This is a genomic window from Actinokineospora sp. HUAS TT18 (assembly GCF_051364635.1).
Taxonomy (GTDB): domain Bacteria; phylum Actinomycetota; class Actinomycetes; order Mycobacteriales; family Pseudonocardiaceae; genus Actinokineospora.
This window is the reverse complement of the sequence record NZ_CP195645.1, coordinates 4,275,368-4,290,313: the sequence shown is the minus strand read 5'-3', so window position 1 is coordinate 4,290,313 and position 14,946 is coordinate 4,275,368. Positions and strand designations below refer to the sequence as shown.

Annotated in this window: 14 protein-coding genes; 8 read left to right on the top strand and 6 right to left on the bottom strand. The window is 68.3% G+C overall.

Translation table 11 applies throughout. The features are described 5' to 3' along the window. Positions 1-6: 6 nt before the first annotated feature. Entirely contained in the window at positions 7-1,023 is a 1,017-nt protein-coding gene (gene yhjD, locus ACSHT8_RS19280; protein ID WP_436492259.1) for an inner membrane protein YhjD, read from the top strand. Here the strand turns inward: yhjD and ACSHT8_RS19275 are convergent. Next, the gene (locus ACSHT8_RS19275) at positions 1,020-2,312 is read right to left on the bottom strand and encodes a D-alanyl-D-alanine carboxypeptidase family protein (protein WP_436492258.1); all 1,293 of its coding nucleotides are present in this window, start codon (positions 2,310-2,312) and stop codon (positions 1,020-1,022) included. The genes yhjD and ACSHT8_RS19275 overlap by 4 nt on opposite strands. A 128-nt stretch (positions 2,313-2,440) precedes the next feature. Here ACSHT8_RS19275 and ACSHT8_RS19270 point away from each other — a divergent pair, with 128 nt between their 5' ends. The 3 genes from ACSHT8_RS19270 to ACSHT8_RS19260 all read left to right on the top strand — a co-directional run bounded on the left by ACSHT8_RS19270 (position 2,441) and on the right by ACSHT8_RS19260 (position 5,837). After that, positions 2,441-3,616, top strand: a complete 1,176-nt coding sequence (locus tag ACSHT8_RS19270; protein WP_436492257.1) for a saccharopine dehydrogenase family protein — start codon at positions 2,441-2,443, stop codon at positions 3,614-3,616. A 42-nt stretch (positions 3,617-3,658) separates the two neighbouring features. Further along, entirely contained in the window at positions 3,659-4,789 is a 1,131-nt protein-coding gene (locus ACSHT8_RS19265; RefSeq protein WP_436492256.1) for a GNAT family N-acetyltransferase, read from the top strand. Between the two features lie 121 nt (positions 4,790-4,910). Continuing rightward, positions 4,911-5,837, top strand: coding sequence for an esterase/lipase family protein (locus ACSHT8_RS19260; RefSeq protein WP_436492255.1), 927 nt, complete (start codon positions 4,911-4,913; stop codon positions 5,835-5,837). Between the two features lie 42 nt (positions 5,838-5,879). Here the strand turns inward: ACSHT8_RS19260 and ACSHT8_RS19255 are convergent, their stop codons facing one another. Further along, positions 5,880-6,467 (bottom strand): hypothetical protein, encoded by a 588-nt coding sequence (locus tag ACSHT8_RS19255; RefSeq protein WP_436492254.1) that lies wholly within the window; start codon positions 6,465-6,467, stop codon positions 5,880-5,882. Positions 6,468-6,694: 227 nt separating this feature from the next. Here ACSHT8_RS19255 and ACSHT8_RS19250 point away from each other — a divergent pair, with 227 nt between their 5' ends. Further along, entirely contained in the window at positions 6,695-7,273 is a 579-nt protein-coding gene (locus tag ACSHT8_RS19250; protein ID WP_436492252.1) for a hypothetical protein, read from the top strand. A 48-nt stretch (positions 7,274-7,321) separates the two neighbouring features. Here the strand turns inward: ACSHT8_RS19250 and ACSHT8_RS19245 are convergent, their stop codons facing one another. From ACSHT8_RS19245 to sdhC, 4 genes are read right to left on the bottom strand one after another with little or no spacing between them, the layout of a single operon-like run. Beyond that, complete coding sequence (locus ACSHT8_RS19245) at positions 7,322-8,098, bottom strand: succinate dehydrogenase iron-sulfur subunit (protein WP_436492251.1); 777 nt, start codon at positions 8,096-8,098, stop codon at positions 7,322-7,324. After that, on the bottom strand, positions 8,098-9,849 hold the full coding sequence (gene sdhA, locus ACSHT8_RS19240) for a succinate dehydrogenase flavoprotein subunit (protein WP_436492250.1): 1,752 nt from the start codon (positions 9,847-9,849) through the stop codon (positions 8,098-8,100). The genes ACSHT8_RS19245 and sdhA overlap by 1 nt, the downstream gene beginning before the upstream one ends. Before the next feature lie 15 nt (positions 9,850-9,864). Then, a complete protein-coding gene (locus tag ACSHT8_RS19235) occupies positions 9,865-10,275 on the bottom strand; it encodes a succinate dehydrogenase hydrophobic membrane anchor subunit (RefSeq protein ID WP_436492249.1) in 411 nt (136 codons plus the stop codon). Next, a complete protein-coding gene (sdhC, locus tag ACSHT8_RS19230) occupies positions 10,275-10,700 on the bottom strand; it encodes a succinate dehydrogenase, cytochrome b556 subunit (protein ID WP_436492248.1) in 426 nt (141 codons plus the stop codon). Before sdhC ends, ACSHT8_RS19235 begins: the two co-directional genes overlap by 1 nt. Before the next feature lie 378 nt (positions 10,701-11,078). Here sdhC and ACSHT8_RS19225 point away from each other — a divergent pair, with 378 nt between their 5' ends. The 3 genes from ACSHT8_RS19225 to ACSHT8_RS19215 all read left to right on the top strand — a co-directional run bounded on the left by ACSHT8_RS19225 (position 11,079) and on the right by ACSHT8_RS19215 (position 14,908). After that, positions 11,079-12,131 carry a BMP family lipoprotein gene (locus tag ACSHT8_RS19225; protein WP_436502104.1) on the top strand — a complete coding sequence of 351 codons (1,053 nt, stop codon included), beginning with the start codon at positions 11,079-11,081 and terminating at the stop codon, positions 12,129-12,131. Positions 12,132-12,239: 108 nt separating this feature from the next. Further along, a complete protein-coding gene (locus ACSHT8_RS19220; protein WP_436492246.1) occupies positions 12,240-13,787 on the top strand; it encodes an ABC transporter ATP-binding protein in 1,548 nt (515 codons plus the stop codon). Further along, positions 13,787-14,908 (top strand): ABC transporter permease, encoded by a 1,122-nt coding sequence (locus tag ACSHT8_RS19215; protein WP_436492245.1) that lies wholly within the window; start codon positions 13,787-13,789, stop codon positions 14,906-14,908. The genes ACSHT8_RS19220 and ACSHT8_RS19215 overlap by 1 nt, the downstream gene beginning before the upstream one ends. Positions 14,909-14,946 lie beyond the last annotated feature (38 nt).

The following is a 14,946-nucleotide window of genomic DNA, read 5'->3' as shown; positions in this document are numbered from 1 at the left end:
TTGGCCGTGACAGATAGCGCGGCGCAGCCCGAGTCCAAGATCGCCCGGTTGCGTCGGCGGCGGCCCGGCATCGATCATCTGATCCGGGCCTACGACGCCTTCACCGAGCGCTACGGCAACCATTTCGCCGCGTCGATCACCTACTTCAGCGTGCTGTCGCTGTTCCCGCTGCTGCTGATCGCGGTCGCGGTCACCGGCTTTGTGCTGGCAGGCCAGCCGGAGACGCTGGCCGAGCTGCAGAAGTCGATCACCGAGGCGGCCCCGTCCGGCCTGCGCGACCTGCTGACCGACCTGGTCAACGCGGCGGTGGAGGAGCGCGGCAAGGTCGGTGTCATCGGTTTGATCACCGCCCTCTACACCGGCCTCGGCTGGATGACGAACCTGCGCGACGCGCTGACCGCGCAGTGGGGCCAGAAGCCGGTCCAGCAGCCGTTCCTCCGCGGCATCGCCGTCGACCTGCTGTCACTGCTGAGCCTCGGCGTCGCGATGGTCCTGTCGTTCGGCCTGAGCGCCCTCGGCGTGGGCGCGGCCGACTGGCTGCTCGACGCGATCGGCCTCGGCGGCTACGGCTGGGCGAAGGTCCTGCTTGTCGTGATCACCACCCTGCTGTCGCTGGCGGCGAACTGGCTGGTGTTCCTCTGGGTGATCACCCGCCTGCCCCGCACCCCCGTCCGCCTCCGCAGCGCCATGCGCGGCGCACTCGCCGCGGCGGTGGCCTTCGAGGCGCTCAAGGTGGTCGGGACGATCTACCTCAACATCGTGATCGGCGGCCCGCTCGGCACGATCGTCGGCCCGATCGTGGGTCTGCTGGTGTTCGCCAACCTGGTGTCGCGGATGCTGCTGTTCATCACCGCGTGGACGGCCACGGCCAAGGAGAACATCATCAAGGAGCCGGTGCCCGCGCCGCCGCCCGCGGTGATCCGCCAGACCGTCGAGGTCTCCCGCTCCCCCCGCGTCGGCGAGGCGGCCGGACTCCTCGGGATCGGCGCCCTCGTCGGCCTGGCGCTGCGCCGACGCCGCTAGATCGCCGCCGCTGCCCGGCGGGCGCGGGCGGCCTTGGCGCGCTGCCGTTTGATCCACAGCGCGAACGACGCGAGTACCGCGATGCCCGCCAGGATCACCAGCGGCACGCCGAACGTGCCGAACGCCGACCGCTGGGTGTCCAGGGGCTGGCCTGCGGCGACCGCGGCGTCGCTGGTCGGGGTGATGCCCGGCTGGGCGGCACCCTCTTGCTTGCTCTGGACCTCCGGGGCCTTGTCGACGAGCTGGCCGACGGGCTTGGCCGATGACTTGGCCAGCGCGAAGCCCCAGTCGAGGAGTTTGCCCGCCTGGTCGGCCAGCGGCGCCGGGTTGCGCTCGCCGCGCAGCAGGACCACCGAGAGCCTGCGCTTGCCCTGCTCGGCGACGCCGAGGTAGGTGTGGCGGGCGTCGTCGGTGAAGCCGGTCTTGCCGCCGAGGAAGCCCGGGTAGACGCCGAGCAGGCGGTTGTCGTTGGTGACCTTGTAGCCGGGCTTGCTGCCGTAGCCGGGGAAGTCGATCGACCGGGTGGCGATGGCCTCGGTGAACTCCTTGTGCTTCATCGCCGCGCGGACGAGCAGGCTCAGGTCGTAGGCCGACGTGCTCATGCCAGGTCCGTCGAGGCCGGACGGGGTGGCCGCGCGCGTGTCGAGCGCGCCCATCTCCTTGGCCAGCGCGTTCATCTTCGACAGCGCGTTGGGCACGCCGCCGAGTTCGCGGGCCAGCGCGTGCGCCGCGTCGTTGCCCGAGCGCATGACCAGGGCCTGCAGCAGTTGGCGGACGGTGTACTGGCCACCGGGGCCGACCCCGACCTTGGTGCCCTCCTGCGCGGCGTCCTCGGCGGTGCCGACGACGATCTGGTCGGGCCGCAGCTCACGGATCGCCACGATGGCGAGCAGGACCTTGATCAGCGACGCGGGACGTTCGCGGGCGTGCGGGTCCTTCGCGGCCAGCACGGCGCCGGAGTCGACGTCGGCGATCACCCAGGACGCCGAGGTGACGTCCGGGGGAGCGGGCGAACCGGCGGGCTGGACCAGGCCGCACTCACCCATGTGGGTGCCGCCGACCGGCTCGACCGGGACCGGCAGGGGCTTGGGGCTCGGCTGGCCGGGCTTGGGCTCCTCCGAGGTGTCGATCGGCGGCGGCGGGCGGTCGTGGTTCTGGCACTGCGCGCTGGTCGCCGCGGGCTTTTGGCCCGCGGTGGTCGGCTGGGCAGTGGCCCAGGGTGCCGACGCGACCACTGCGCACAACGACAGAAGGACGGCGGGCACGGTCTGGCGGGCTGCGAAGCGCACGTGTGCAGATTAGGGCCTGTCACGATCCGGCCACGATCCGCCCTATCACCCACACGTGGCCGCCGGTGTCGGGGCGACTACGCACGGCGCCTTCACTGATCGGGTTACCGACGGGTAATGTCCTGGTCATGCCTACCGGCCGCAGCTACGACATCGTCCTGTTCGGCGCCACCGGCTTCACCGGCGCGCTGACCGCGGAGTACCTCGCGCGCAACGCCCCGGCCAAGCTGCGCTGGGCGCTGGCGGGGCGGAACAAGGCCAAGCTGGAGAGCGTCCGCGAGCGGCTCGCCGCGATCGACCCGGTGCTGTCCGAGATGGACCTGCTGTCCGCCGACGTGACCGACCCGGACTCGCTCAAGGCCGTGGCCGAGGCCGCGCGGGTCGTGGTGACCACGGTCGGCCCGTACGTGGCCTACGGCGACGCGCTCGTCGGCGCCTGCGCGGCGGCGGGGACCGACTACGTCGACCTGACCGGCGAGCCCGAGTTCGTCGACCAGACCTACCTGCGCCACCACGCCAAGGCCGTCGAGACCGGCGCGCGGCTGGTGCACGCGTGCGGCTTCGACTCGATCCCGTACGACCTGGGCGTGTACTTCACCGTCCAGCAACTGCCGGAGGACGTGCCGCTGACCGTCAACGGCTATGTGCGCGCGTCCGCCGACTTCTCCGGCGGCACGTTCCACTCGGCGATCACCGCGTTCTCCCGGCTGCGGACGAGCACCAAGATCGCGGGCGAGCGACGTAGGGCCGAGGGCCGCCCTGAAGGCCGCAAGGTGCGCGGAGTGTCCGGCAGGCCGCACTTCGCCAAGGACGCGCAGGCGTGGGCGCTGCCCGCCCCGACCATCGACCCGCAGATCGTGCTGCGCAGCGCGCGGGCGCTGGAGCGCTACGGCCCGGCGTTCAGCTACGGCCACTACATCGCGGTGCGGAAGCTGCCGGTGGCAGTCGGTCTCGTCGGCGGTGTCGCGGCCATGTTCGCCGCCGCCCAGGTCAAGCCGGTGCGGGAGTGGCTGCTGGGCCGCAGGAAGCCCGGGGACGGGCCGTCGGCGGCGAAGCGGGCCAAGTCGTGGTTCAAGGTCCGGTTCGTCGGCACGGGCGGCGGCAAGCGCGTGGTCACCGAGGTAGCGGGCGGCGACCCCGGCTACGACGAGACCGCGAAGATGCTGTCGGAGTCGGCCCTGTGCCTGGCCTTCGACGAACTGCCCACGGTGTCCGGCCAGACCACCACGGCCATCGCGATGGGCGACGCGCTGCTCGCCAGGCTGATCGCGGCCGGCATCACGTTCACCGTGCTGGAGAGCTGAAAAGCGTTTGCGCAGGGGGCTTTCCGGGCCAACACTGCGTCGATGCGCATCCGCCAGGCAGGCCCCGCAGACCTCGACCAGATCGCCGCCCTGCTGGTGGCGCGCGGCGAGCCCGCGGACGAACTCGACCACCGGCTGGTGGTCGAGCGCGCGGGCTGGGACTGCTGCGCGGTCGCGGTGGACGGCGACAAGGTCGTCTCCACGCTGACCCTGCTCGACGAGACTGTGTACCTGGGCGGGGTCGCCATCCCGGCCGGTCAGGTCGAGCTGGTCGCGACCGACACGGAGTATGAAGGCCGCGGCCTGGTGCGCGCGCTGATGGAGTGGGCCCACGCCCGGTCCGCCGCGCGCGGGCACCTGATGAACGTCATGCTCGGGATCCCGTACTTCTACCGGCAGTTCGGCTATTCCTACGTCATCCCGATCGAGCCTTTCCGCCCCCAGACGGCCAAGCCGTCGGTCGACGGCTACACGATCCGCCCGGCGACCACAGCCGACATCCCCACGATGTCGGCCTTGCAGGACCGCGCCCAGATCGCCGACGTGCGGATGCCGCACTCGCCGGACTGCTGGCACTGGATCGTCGACCGCGACGGCAGCACCCAGTGGGTGGTCTCGCGCGCCGGAGCGGTGGTCGCGACGTGCCGCACCACGCCGCCCGAGGAGGGCGTGCGGCTGCTGGAGATCGCGGCCGTCGACGACGAGGCCGCCGTCGCGCTGCTGGGCTTCTTCCCGGACGCGACGGTCGCCGTGCGGCCTGGCCTGACCGCGTTGGAGCCCTATCTCGGCCCGGTGGAGAACCCGCAGGCGCTGCAGTACTACCTGCGCGTGCCCGATCCCGTGGCGCTGCTGGAGCACCTGCGTCCGGTGCTGTCGGACCGGGTGGCCGGGTTCGCGGACGCGGAGGTCCTGCTGTCGTTCTACCGCTCCCATGTCCGCTTCAGCGTCAAGGACGGCGCGGTCGGCCCGATGCGGCCCGGTGGGGTCATGCAGTACGCCCAGAACGGCGCGGGCTGCCCGCCGGACCTGGTGCCAGCGCTGCTGTTCGGCCCGCTTGGCATCGACGGCCTAAGGCAGCGTCACCCGGATGTCTATTCGGGGCCGGACAAGAAGCTGATGAACGCCCTGTTCCCGCCGGTCAGCGCGGATCTGCTGACCTTCTACGTCTACTAGCCGTTGTGACCGGTCACGACATCGACCGGTGAATCTTGTTCGAGTGGCCAAAGACACAACCCGCTTCGCCGCGTAACCATATTGCTACTTGCTGGTAACCCTGCCACCAGAGGAGCAACCCATGCGGCGCTTTTCCCTGCGCGCCTCCGCCATCGCCGTGGCCGCGATCATCGCGACCACCTTCGGCGCGGCCCCCGCCCAGGCCCAAGCCCTGCCAGAGGGCGGCCTCGCCGAAGCCGTCTACAACTACCTGGCGTCCCCAGGAGCGGTCCGCGGCGCGAACGACTGGTCGTGCAAACCGACCGCAGCCCACCCGAACCCGGTGGTGATGCTCCCCGGCACCTTCGCCAACATCGGCGCCAACTTCGTCAAGGCGGCTCCCCGCCTGACCAACGCTGGCTACTGCGTCTTCGCGATGAATTACGGCTTCACGGCGGTGTCCTTCGACCGCGTCGGCGGCCTGGACTCGATCACCAAGTCAGCGGCCCAACTGGACGCCTTCGTCACCCGCGTCCGCCAGGCCACCGGCGCGGCGAAGGTCGACATCATCGGCCACTCGCAGGGCGGCAGCGTCCCGATGTGGTGGATCAAGAAGATGGGCGGAGCTTCCCAGGTCGCACACTATGTCGGCTGGGCCCCGAGCTCACACGGGACGACGCTGAACGGGATCGTGAACCTCGGCAACGCGTTGAACCTGATGGGTTTCGTCACCGGAATCTCCAATGTCGCCCAGTTCCCCGGCGTCATCGACCAGACCTACTCCAGCGATTACACGAAGGCGCTGTGGGCGGACGGGAACACCGTTCCGGCGGGCCCGAAGTACACGGTGATCGCGACGAAGTTCGACACCGTGGTCACGCCTTACACCTCACAGGCGTTGGCTGGGGCGAACAACATCGTGCTGCAGGACAAGTGCCCGTGGGACTTCGCGGGCCACGTGGGCTTGTTCAACGACGGCCCGACTCTGCAGATGACGATGAACGCTCTGGCTGACGGCCCGGCGAACTTCCAGCCCCGCTGCACCGACTTCGGCGTCCAGTTCATCTGATCGGTTTCCGGGCGGTGTGGCGGTCCTTCGCCACACCGCCTTTCATTTGCGCGGCATGAGCTCGGCGGCGACCTCGACGGTGCCCTCCATCAGCGCGGAATCCGGCTTCCCCGACACCACGGCCCCTTCGGCGACGATCAGGACGTCGCGGTCTTTTCGTGAGTGGAACGGGTTTCCGGTGAACCGGACGCCCTGGCTTTTCAGGACGCTGAACATCAGCGGTGCGACGCTGCCGGTCCCGTCGGTGTCGATCAGTGTCTTCAGATCGCCGACGTCACTCTTGTCCCGCATTCGCACCCAGGACACGGAAACGACGAACGAGTTTCCTGCGGGGTCGGTGAGGGTTATGAGAGTGCGGTCGAGGGACTTGCAGGGGTTGCGGAGGAAGAAGTCGCGAACCTGCCCGTAGGAGTTGACCGCACAGTCGATGGCGCCTTTGGAGGTCTCCTTGACCTTCTTCAGATTCATCTTCCGCCAGGCGTCATCGCCCTTGCCTTTGCGGGCGGAGTCCTTGCCTTGCCGCACCCGCGCGGAGACGCCGCCGGACGTCCCGGCGGCATCGGCCGCACTGCCGGCCACGCCACCTCCACCGGCTCCACCGCTCATGGCTATCGCGCCCGCGATCCCCAACGCCACCAGGCCCGCGGACCCTTTGACCCATTTCCCGTCCGGCCCACGCGGCTGATTTGGATTCCCCACTCGCGTCCCCCTTCGCCAGTCAGGTCTCGCACCGCAAGGGCAGGGTGTTAGGCCACCAGGTCCATGATCACCCGATCGAGTGACGTCGTAACGGCAGGCTTCCTCTCGGCGACAGACGGTCATCGGTGGTGAGGGGCCGCCCGGAGATCCGAGGAATCATGCCCAGGCTTTTGACTGTCTTGGTCGCGATGGCGTTGTCTTTGTCGACCGCGTGTTCGGTCGCGGGTCGGTCAACCGACGCGAAGGACGCCGCGAGCAAACCGGCGACCAATGAACGCGGCAACCTCGTCAAGCAGGCAGGCGAGCCCGCGGTGATCACGAACAAGCTCAAAGGCGGGAAGGAGGAGTTCTCCTTCACCCTCGACTCGATGTCCATGACGGGTACGTGCGACAAGAACTACGGCTCGTTCACTGATTCCAGCAAGCCGGAGCACGGCAACTTTCTCGTGCTCGACATCTCGGTCACCACGGCGGCCGACCTCGATCCCATGGTCGGCGGGTTCGCGCTGAATCCGAACTCGTTCAGCACGATCGGACCCGACGGCGTCACGGAGACCGACCTGGCCACCATGGCTACCTACTCCTGCTTCTCCGACGATCGCTTCCCGACGGATGGGTTCAAGTCCAGCCAGAAGTACAAGGGAAAGATCGTTCTCGACACGAAGAACAAGTCCGGCGTACTCATCTACACCCTCGGCGGCGCCGAAGCCGGATGGGAATGGGCGTACTCCGTCTGACCATGACAAAGGGGCCGCCCCAGACGGAGCGGCCCCATTGAAACGGTGTCAGCGGCGGAAAAGCAGTGCCCGCTTCACTTCCTGGATCGCCTTGGTGACCTGGATGCCACGCGGACAAGCGTCCGTGCAGTTGAAGGTCGTCCGGCAACGCCAAACACCTTCAGCGTCGTTCAGGATGTCCAGACGTTCCTGCGCGCCCTCATCCCGGGAGTCGAAGATGAACCGGTGCGCGTTCACGATCGCGGCCGGACCGAAGTACGAGCCCTCGTTCCAGAACACCGGACACGACGTCGTACAGCAAGCACAGAGAATGCACTTGGTCGTGTCGTCGAACCGCTCCCGGTCCGCCGCCGACTGGATCCGCTCCCGGGTCGGCTCGTTCCCATAGGTGATCAGGAACGGCTTCACCGCCCGGAACGCCTCCATGAACGGCTCCATGTCCACAAGCAGGTCCTTGTGAACCGGCAGCCCCTTGATCGGCGCGACCGTGATCGTCGTGTGCTTCCCGCGCCCGGCCATCAGGTCCTTCACCAGAACCTTGCAGGCCAACCGGTTCACGCCGTTGATCTGCATGGCGTCGGAGCCGCAGATGCCGTGGGCGCAGGACCGGCGGAACGTGAGGGTCCCGTCGAAGTACCACTTGACGTAGTGCAGCAGGTTCAGCACCCGGTCGGTCGGCAGCGCGGGGACGCCGAAGGACTCCCAGCGCGGCTCGGAGTCGGTCTCCGGGTTGAAGCGCAGGATCTTCACCGTGATGGTGACGGCGCCGTCCGGCACGGGCGGCTGGTCGCCCCGGACTCCACTGGCAACAGTTGCGGCAGACATCAGTACTTGCGCTCCATCGGCTTGTACCGGGTGAAGGTGACGGGCTTGTAGTCGATCCGGATGTCGGACTTCAGACCGTCGCCCTGCTTGTAGAACATGCTGTGGCGCATGAAGTTCGTGTCGTCGCGGTTCGGGTAGTCCTCGCGGGCGTGGCCGCCGCGGGATTCCTTGCGCTCCAACGCGCCGACGACCAGGACCTCGGCCAACTCCAGCAGGAAGCCCAGCTCGACGGCCTCCAGCAGGTCCGTGTTGAACCGCTTGCCCTTGTCCATCACCGTGATGTGGGCGTAGCGGTCCTTCAGCGCCTGTACGTCGTGCAGTGCCTGCTTCAGCGTCTCCTCGGTGCGGTACACCGACGCGTTGGCGTCCATCGTGGCCTGGAGTTCGGTGCGGATGTCCGCGACGCGCTCCTTGCCCTGGTCGGACAGCACCAGCTCGACCTGCGCCTGCACGGCCGCGGCCGGGTTGGCGGGAAGGTCCACATGGGAGTGGTTCGCCGCGTACTCCGCCGCCGCCAGGCCCGCGCGCCGACCGAAGACGTTGATGTCCAGCAGCGAGTTCGTGCCAAGGCGGTTCGCGCCGTGCACCGAGACGCACGCGCACTCGCCCGCGGCGTAGAGGCCGGGGACGACGTTGTCGTTGTCCCGCAGCACTTCGCCGTGGATGTTGGTCGGGATGCCGCCCATGGCGTAGTGGGCGGTCGGGTACACCGGGACCGGCTCGGTCACCGGGTCGACGGCGAGGTACGTCCGCGCGAACTCGGTGATGTCGGGCAGCTTGGTCTCCAGGACCTCGGCGCCCAGGTGCGTGCAGTCCAGCAGCACGTAGTCCTTGTTCGGGCCCGCGCCGTTGCCGTTGAGCACCTCAAGGGCCATCGACCGGGCGACGATGTCGCGCGGCGCGAGGTCCTTGATGGTCGGGGCGTAGCGCTCCATGAACCGCTCACCCGAGGCGTTGCGCAGGATCGCGCCCTCGCCGCGGGCGCCCTCGGTGAGGAGGATGCCCAGGCCCGCGAGGCCGGTCGGGTGGAACTGGTAGAACTCCATGTCCTCCAGCGGCAGGCCCTTGCGGAACACGATGCCCATGCCGTCGCCGGTCAGGGTGTGCGCGTTCGAGGTGGTCTTGAAGACCTTGCCGAAGCCGCCGGTCGCGAACACGACGGCCTTGGCCTGGAAGACGTGGATCTCGCCGGTGGCCAGCTCGTAGGCAACCGCACCCGTGCAGACCGGGCCGTCCTCCGTCTCGGTCATGCAGATGTCGAGGACGTAGAACTCGTTGTAGAACTCGATGCCGTGCTTGACGCAGTTCTGGTACAGCGTCTGCAGGATCATGTGGCCGGTGCGGTCCGCGGCGTAGCAGGCGCGGCGGACCGCGGCCTCACCGTGGTTGCGGGTGTGGCCGCCGAAGCGCCGCTGGTCGATCTTGCCCTCGGGCGTGCGGTTGAACGGCAGGCCCATCTTCTCCAGGTCGAGGACCGCGTCGATGGCCTCCTTCGCCATGATCTCGGCGGCGTCCTGGTCGACCAGGTAGTCGCCGCCCTTGATCGTGTCGAAGGTGTGCCACTCCCAGTTGTCCTCCTCGACGTTGGCCAGCGCGGCGCACATGCCGCCCTGGGCAGCGCCCGTGTGGGACCTGGTCGGGTACAGCTTGGTGAGCACCGCCGTGCGGGAGCGCTGACCGGCCTCGATCGCGGCACGCATGCCCGCGCCGCCAGCGCCCACGATCACGACGTCGTATTTGTGGAACTGCATGGGGAGGTCGCCGTCCTAGTCCGCGCGGATGTTCGGGTCGAAGGTGAAGATCACGTACGAGCCCAGCGCCAGGATCAGCACCATCGACACGTAGAGCATCATCTTCAGCCAGAACCGGGTGGTGTCCTTGCGCGCGTAGTCGTTGATGATCGTGCGCAGGCCGTTGCCGCCGTGGATCTCGGCGAGCCACAGCATCGACAGGTCCCAGAACTGCCAGAACGGGCTCGACCAGCGGCCCGCGACGAAGGCGAAATTGATTCGGTGCACGCCGTCGTCGAGGATGTTCATGATGAACAGGTGGCCGAGCACGAGGACCACCAGCGCCATGCCCGAGATGCGCATGAACAGCCAGCTGATCATCTCGAAGTTGCTGCGGCGGGCGGCCGGGCGGCGCGGGGTGCGCGGCTTGTCCAGAGACAGAGTCATCAGTGGCCCCCGAACATCTCAGTCACCGTGCGCACGAGCATGAAGTAGGCGCCGGGGATCATCACCAGGACCCAGAGGCCGAGGATCACCCAGAGCATCTGCTTCTGGTAGCGCGCGCCCTTCTCCCAGAAGTCGACCAGCATGACCCGGATGCCGTTGAGCGCGTGATAGAGCACCGCGCCGACCAGGCCGACCTCGATGAGGTTCACGATCGGGGTCTTGTAGGTCTCGATGATCTCGTCGTAGGCGTTCGGCGACACCCGCACCAGGGCGGTGTCGAGCACGTGCGCGAACAGGAAGAAGAAGGTGAGTACCCCGGTGATGCGGTGCGCCACCCAGGACCACATGCCCGGGTCTCCCCGGTACAGCGTCCCGGTGCGGCGGGATCCGCTGGCCACTTCCGTGGCGCTGGCCGTGTCGGACACGGTGGACGGCCTCCGATGTGTTTGGAACGTCCTCAGCCGGGGTCTGTCGTGGACGGCGGCGGTGGACTTCGGTCTGAGCGGATGCTAGACCCGCAGCGCGGACCGCACCCAACGCGCGGATCCTCTCTGTGACAGACGAGACACGGCCGCCGGTGCGCACAATGCCTCTTCGACCACGGTGAGGGCCGTCCACTCGCGACGCGCTCCGTGTGACCCCTATTACTCTTAGTGAGCCTTCACAGTTAACGCAAACGATTGGGTCACGGCCCGCGCGCTGAGGGTGCGGAGGCCGTACCGGGGAGTACCTTCCTGCGAATAGCGATCGCGATCCGGTCATCCCGGGCGCGACTATCTCGGAAGGAGAAAGCCTTGCGCCGAATGCGAGGAGTTCGTCTCGCTGCGGGGCTGCTTGCGCTGGGTCTTGGCCTGGCGGGTTGCGGCGGGGACACCGGCACCGGCTCCGGAGGTGGTGCCACGACAGGCGCGTCCACCCCGGCTTCCAGTGTCAAGGTCGGCCTGGCCTACGACATCGGCGGTCGCGGTGACCAGTCGTTCAACGACTCGGCCGCGCGCGGGCTCGACAAGGCCAAGTCCGAGTTCGGCATCGAGATCAAGGAGCTCGAGGCCGCCGCGGGCGAGACCGACGCGCAGAAGGAAGACCGGCTGCGTCAGCTGGCCGACGGTGGGTTCAACCCCATCATCGCCGTCGGCTTCGCCTACGAGAAGTCCGTCGAGAAGGTGTCCAAGGACTACGCGGACGTCAAGTTCGCCATCATCGACAGCGAGGCTCCCAAGGCCGACAACGTCGGCAACCTGGTGTTCGCCGAGCACGAGGGCTCGTTCCTCGTCGGCGCGGCCGCCGCGCTGAAGAGCACCACCGGCAAGCTCGGCTTCATCGGTGGCGTGAACGTGCCGCTGATCCACAAGTTCGAGCTCGGGTTCACCGCCGGTGCCAAGGCCGCGAACCCGAACGCCACCGTCGACGTCAAGTACCTGACCCAGCCGCCGGACTTCACCGGCTTCAACGACCCGGCCAAGGGTGAGACCGCCGCCAACGGCATGTTCGACGCCGGTGTCGACGTCGTCTACGCCGCGGCCGGTGGTTCCGGCAACGGCGCGTTCAAGGCGGCCAAGGCCAAGACCAAGCTCGGCATCGGTGTCGACTCCGACCAGTACAACCTGCCGTCGCTGGCCGACGTCAAGGACATCATCATGACCTCGATGGTCAAGAACGTCGACGTCGCGGTGTTCGACTTCATCAAGTCGGTGAAGGACAACACGTTCAAGTCGGGCGTGACGACCTACGACCTCAAGCAGGGTGGCGTGTCCTACTCCACCAGCGGCGGGAAGGTCGACGACATCAAGGCCAAGCTCGACGAGTACAAGGCGAAGATCGTCTCGGGCGAGATCAAGGTTCCGTTCCAGAAGTAAGAACGGGATGGGCCGTGCCAGGGGCCCGGGAGACCGCTAGAGCGGATTCCCGGGCCTCTGGCCGCATCACACGCTGAAACACCAGTCCCTCGATCGAAGGATTCGGCCGTGTCAACGGAGCCATCGCAGGCGGGCAGCGATCCTGCCATCGCCGTCGAGCTGAGCGGAATCACCAAGCGTTTCCCCGGCGTGATCGCCAACTCCGACGTCAACATCGCGGTCCGGGCGGGCACCGTGCACGCCCTGGTCGGCGAGAACGGCGCCGGGAAGTCCACGCTGATGAAGATCCTCTACGGGATGCAGCGCCCCGACGAGGGCACCATCTCCGTCGGGGGCCGCCCGCTCGTGTTCACCTCGCCCGCGGACGCCATCCGGGCGGGCATCGGCATGGTCCACCAGCACTTCATGCTGGCCGACAACCTGACCGTGCTGGAGAACGTCGTCCTCGGCGGCGAACCCCGGTCGGGCATCGGGCTGGACTTCACCGCCGCGCGGGACCGCATCCGCGAGATCTCCGACAACTACGGCCTCAACATCGACCCCGACGACCTGGTCGACGACCTCGGCGTCGGCCAGCGCCAGCGCGTGGAGATCCTCAAGGTCCTCTACCGCGGCGCCCGCACCCTGATCCTGGACGAGCCGACCGCCGTGCTCGTCCCGCAGGAGGTCGACGAGCTGTTCGGCAACCTGCGCGAACTCAAGGCCGAGGGCCTGACGATCCTGTTCATCTCGCACAAGCTCGACGAGGTCCTGTCGGTAGCCGACGAGATCACCGTCATGCGGCGGGGGACCACGGTGGCCAGCGTGCTGCCCAAGGACGTCACCGCGCGCAAGCTGGCCGAGCTGATGGTCGGCAGCGCCCTCCCGGTGCCTGAGCTGCGGGAATCCACCGTCACCGACCGCCCGGTCCTCGAAGCCCGCGGCCTGACCGTGACCAGCCCGGACGGCCGCCGAGTGCTCGACGACGTGTCGTTCACCATCCACGCGGGCGAGGTCCTCGGCATCGCGGGCGTGGAGGGCAACGGGCAGGCAGAGCTGGTCGAGGCCCTCATGGGCATCCGCCCTCTGACGGCGGGCACGGTGTCTCTCGCGGGCACGGACATCACCAAGATGTCGACCAAGAACCGCCGCGAGGCCGGGATGGGCTACATCCCGGAGGACCGGCACCGCCAGGGCGTGCTGCTGGAGGCCACGCTCTGGGAGAACCGCATCCTCGGCCACCAGACCCGCCGCCCCAACGTGCGCGGCCCCCTGCTCGACCGCGCGGGCGCCCGCGCGGACACGCGCCGCATCGTCGAGGAGTACGACGTGCGGACCCCGGGCATCGAGGTCAACGCGTCGGCCCTGTCGGGCGGCAACCAGCAGAAACTCATCGTGGGCCGCGAAATGAGCAGTGCTCCGGTTGTGCTGATCGCCTCCCACCCGACCCGCGGCGTCGACGTCGGCGCCCAGGCCGCGATCTGGGACCACGTGCGCACCGCCCGGGCCAACCAGTTGGCGGTGCTGTTGATCTCGGCCGACCTGGAGGAACTGATCGGCATGTCCGACACGGTGTCGGTGATCCTGCGGGGCAGGCTGGAAGGCCAGTACGACCCGGCGACGGTGACCCCGGAAGAACTCGGCTCCGCGATGACCGGTGTGGGGAGGGAAGGCTGATGAGGAGGCTGACACCCCGCGCCCTGCTCCTGGGCCTGGCCGCGCCCTTAGGCGCCTTGATCTTCGCCGCCGCGATCTGCGCGGTGATCCTGCTGGTCACCGACCACTCGCCTGCGGGCACCGTCGACGCGATGTCGACCGCCGCCCAGCGTCCCCGCACCCTGGTCAACTCGCTCAACACGGCGACGACGTACTACCTGGCAGCCGTCGCGGTGGCCGTCGGCTTCAAGATGAAGCTGTTCAACATCGGTGTCGACGGCCAGTACCGCCTCGCGGCGATGCTGTCGGCGACGCTCGCGGGCGCGGCGTTCATGGATGGCATCCCGTCGTTCCTCCGCATCACCATGACCATCGTCGCGGCCATGCTCGTCGGCGCCGCCTGGTCCGGGATCGCGGCGCTGCTGAAGGTCACGCGCGGCGTCAGCGAGGTGATCTCCACGATCATGCTCAACGCCATCGCGACCTACCTGGTGTCCTACCTGCTCAACCCCGCGCGCCTCGCCGAGAACGTGCCGGGCAGCAACAACATCAGCACCCGCCCCATCACCGAGGGCGGCCAGGTCGAGGGCATCTCGGTCGAGGGATCGTCGTCGACGATCTTCGGCCTGGTCTTCCTCGCCGCCGCCGTGGGTGTCCTCTACTGGTTCGTGCTGTCGCGCACCAGGTTCGGCTTCGAGCTGAAGGCCACGGGCCTGTCGGAGTCGGCGGCGGTCGCCAGCGGCGTGAGCGTGAAGCGAATGGTCGTGCTGTCCATGCTGATCTCGGGTGCCGTGGCGGGCCTGGTCGGCATGCCGCAGCTGCTCGGCTCGTCGCACTCCTACGCGCTGGACTTCCCGGCGGGCATCGGCTTCACCGGCATCGCGGTCGCCCTCCTCGGGCGCAACCACCCGGTGGGAATGGCCGTCGCGGCGCTGCTGTGGGGCTTCCTCGACAACACGGCGAACTCCCTCGACGTCGCGGGCATCCCGCGCGAGATCGTGCTGATCATGCAGGGCGTGATCGTGCTTTCGGTGGTCATCGCCTACGAGTTGGTGCGCAGGTACCGGGTGGCGGCTGAGCAGCGTGAAGTCGGCCGTGCCCTTGGCCGGACCAAGACCCTGGAAGAGGTGTCCGCATCATGAGTGAGCTTGCGAGTGAATCATCGACGCAGTGCCTCAGG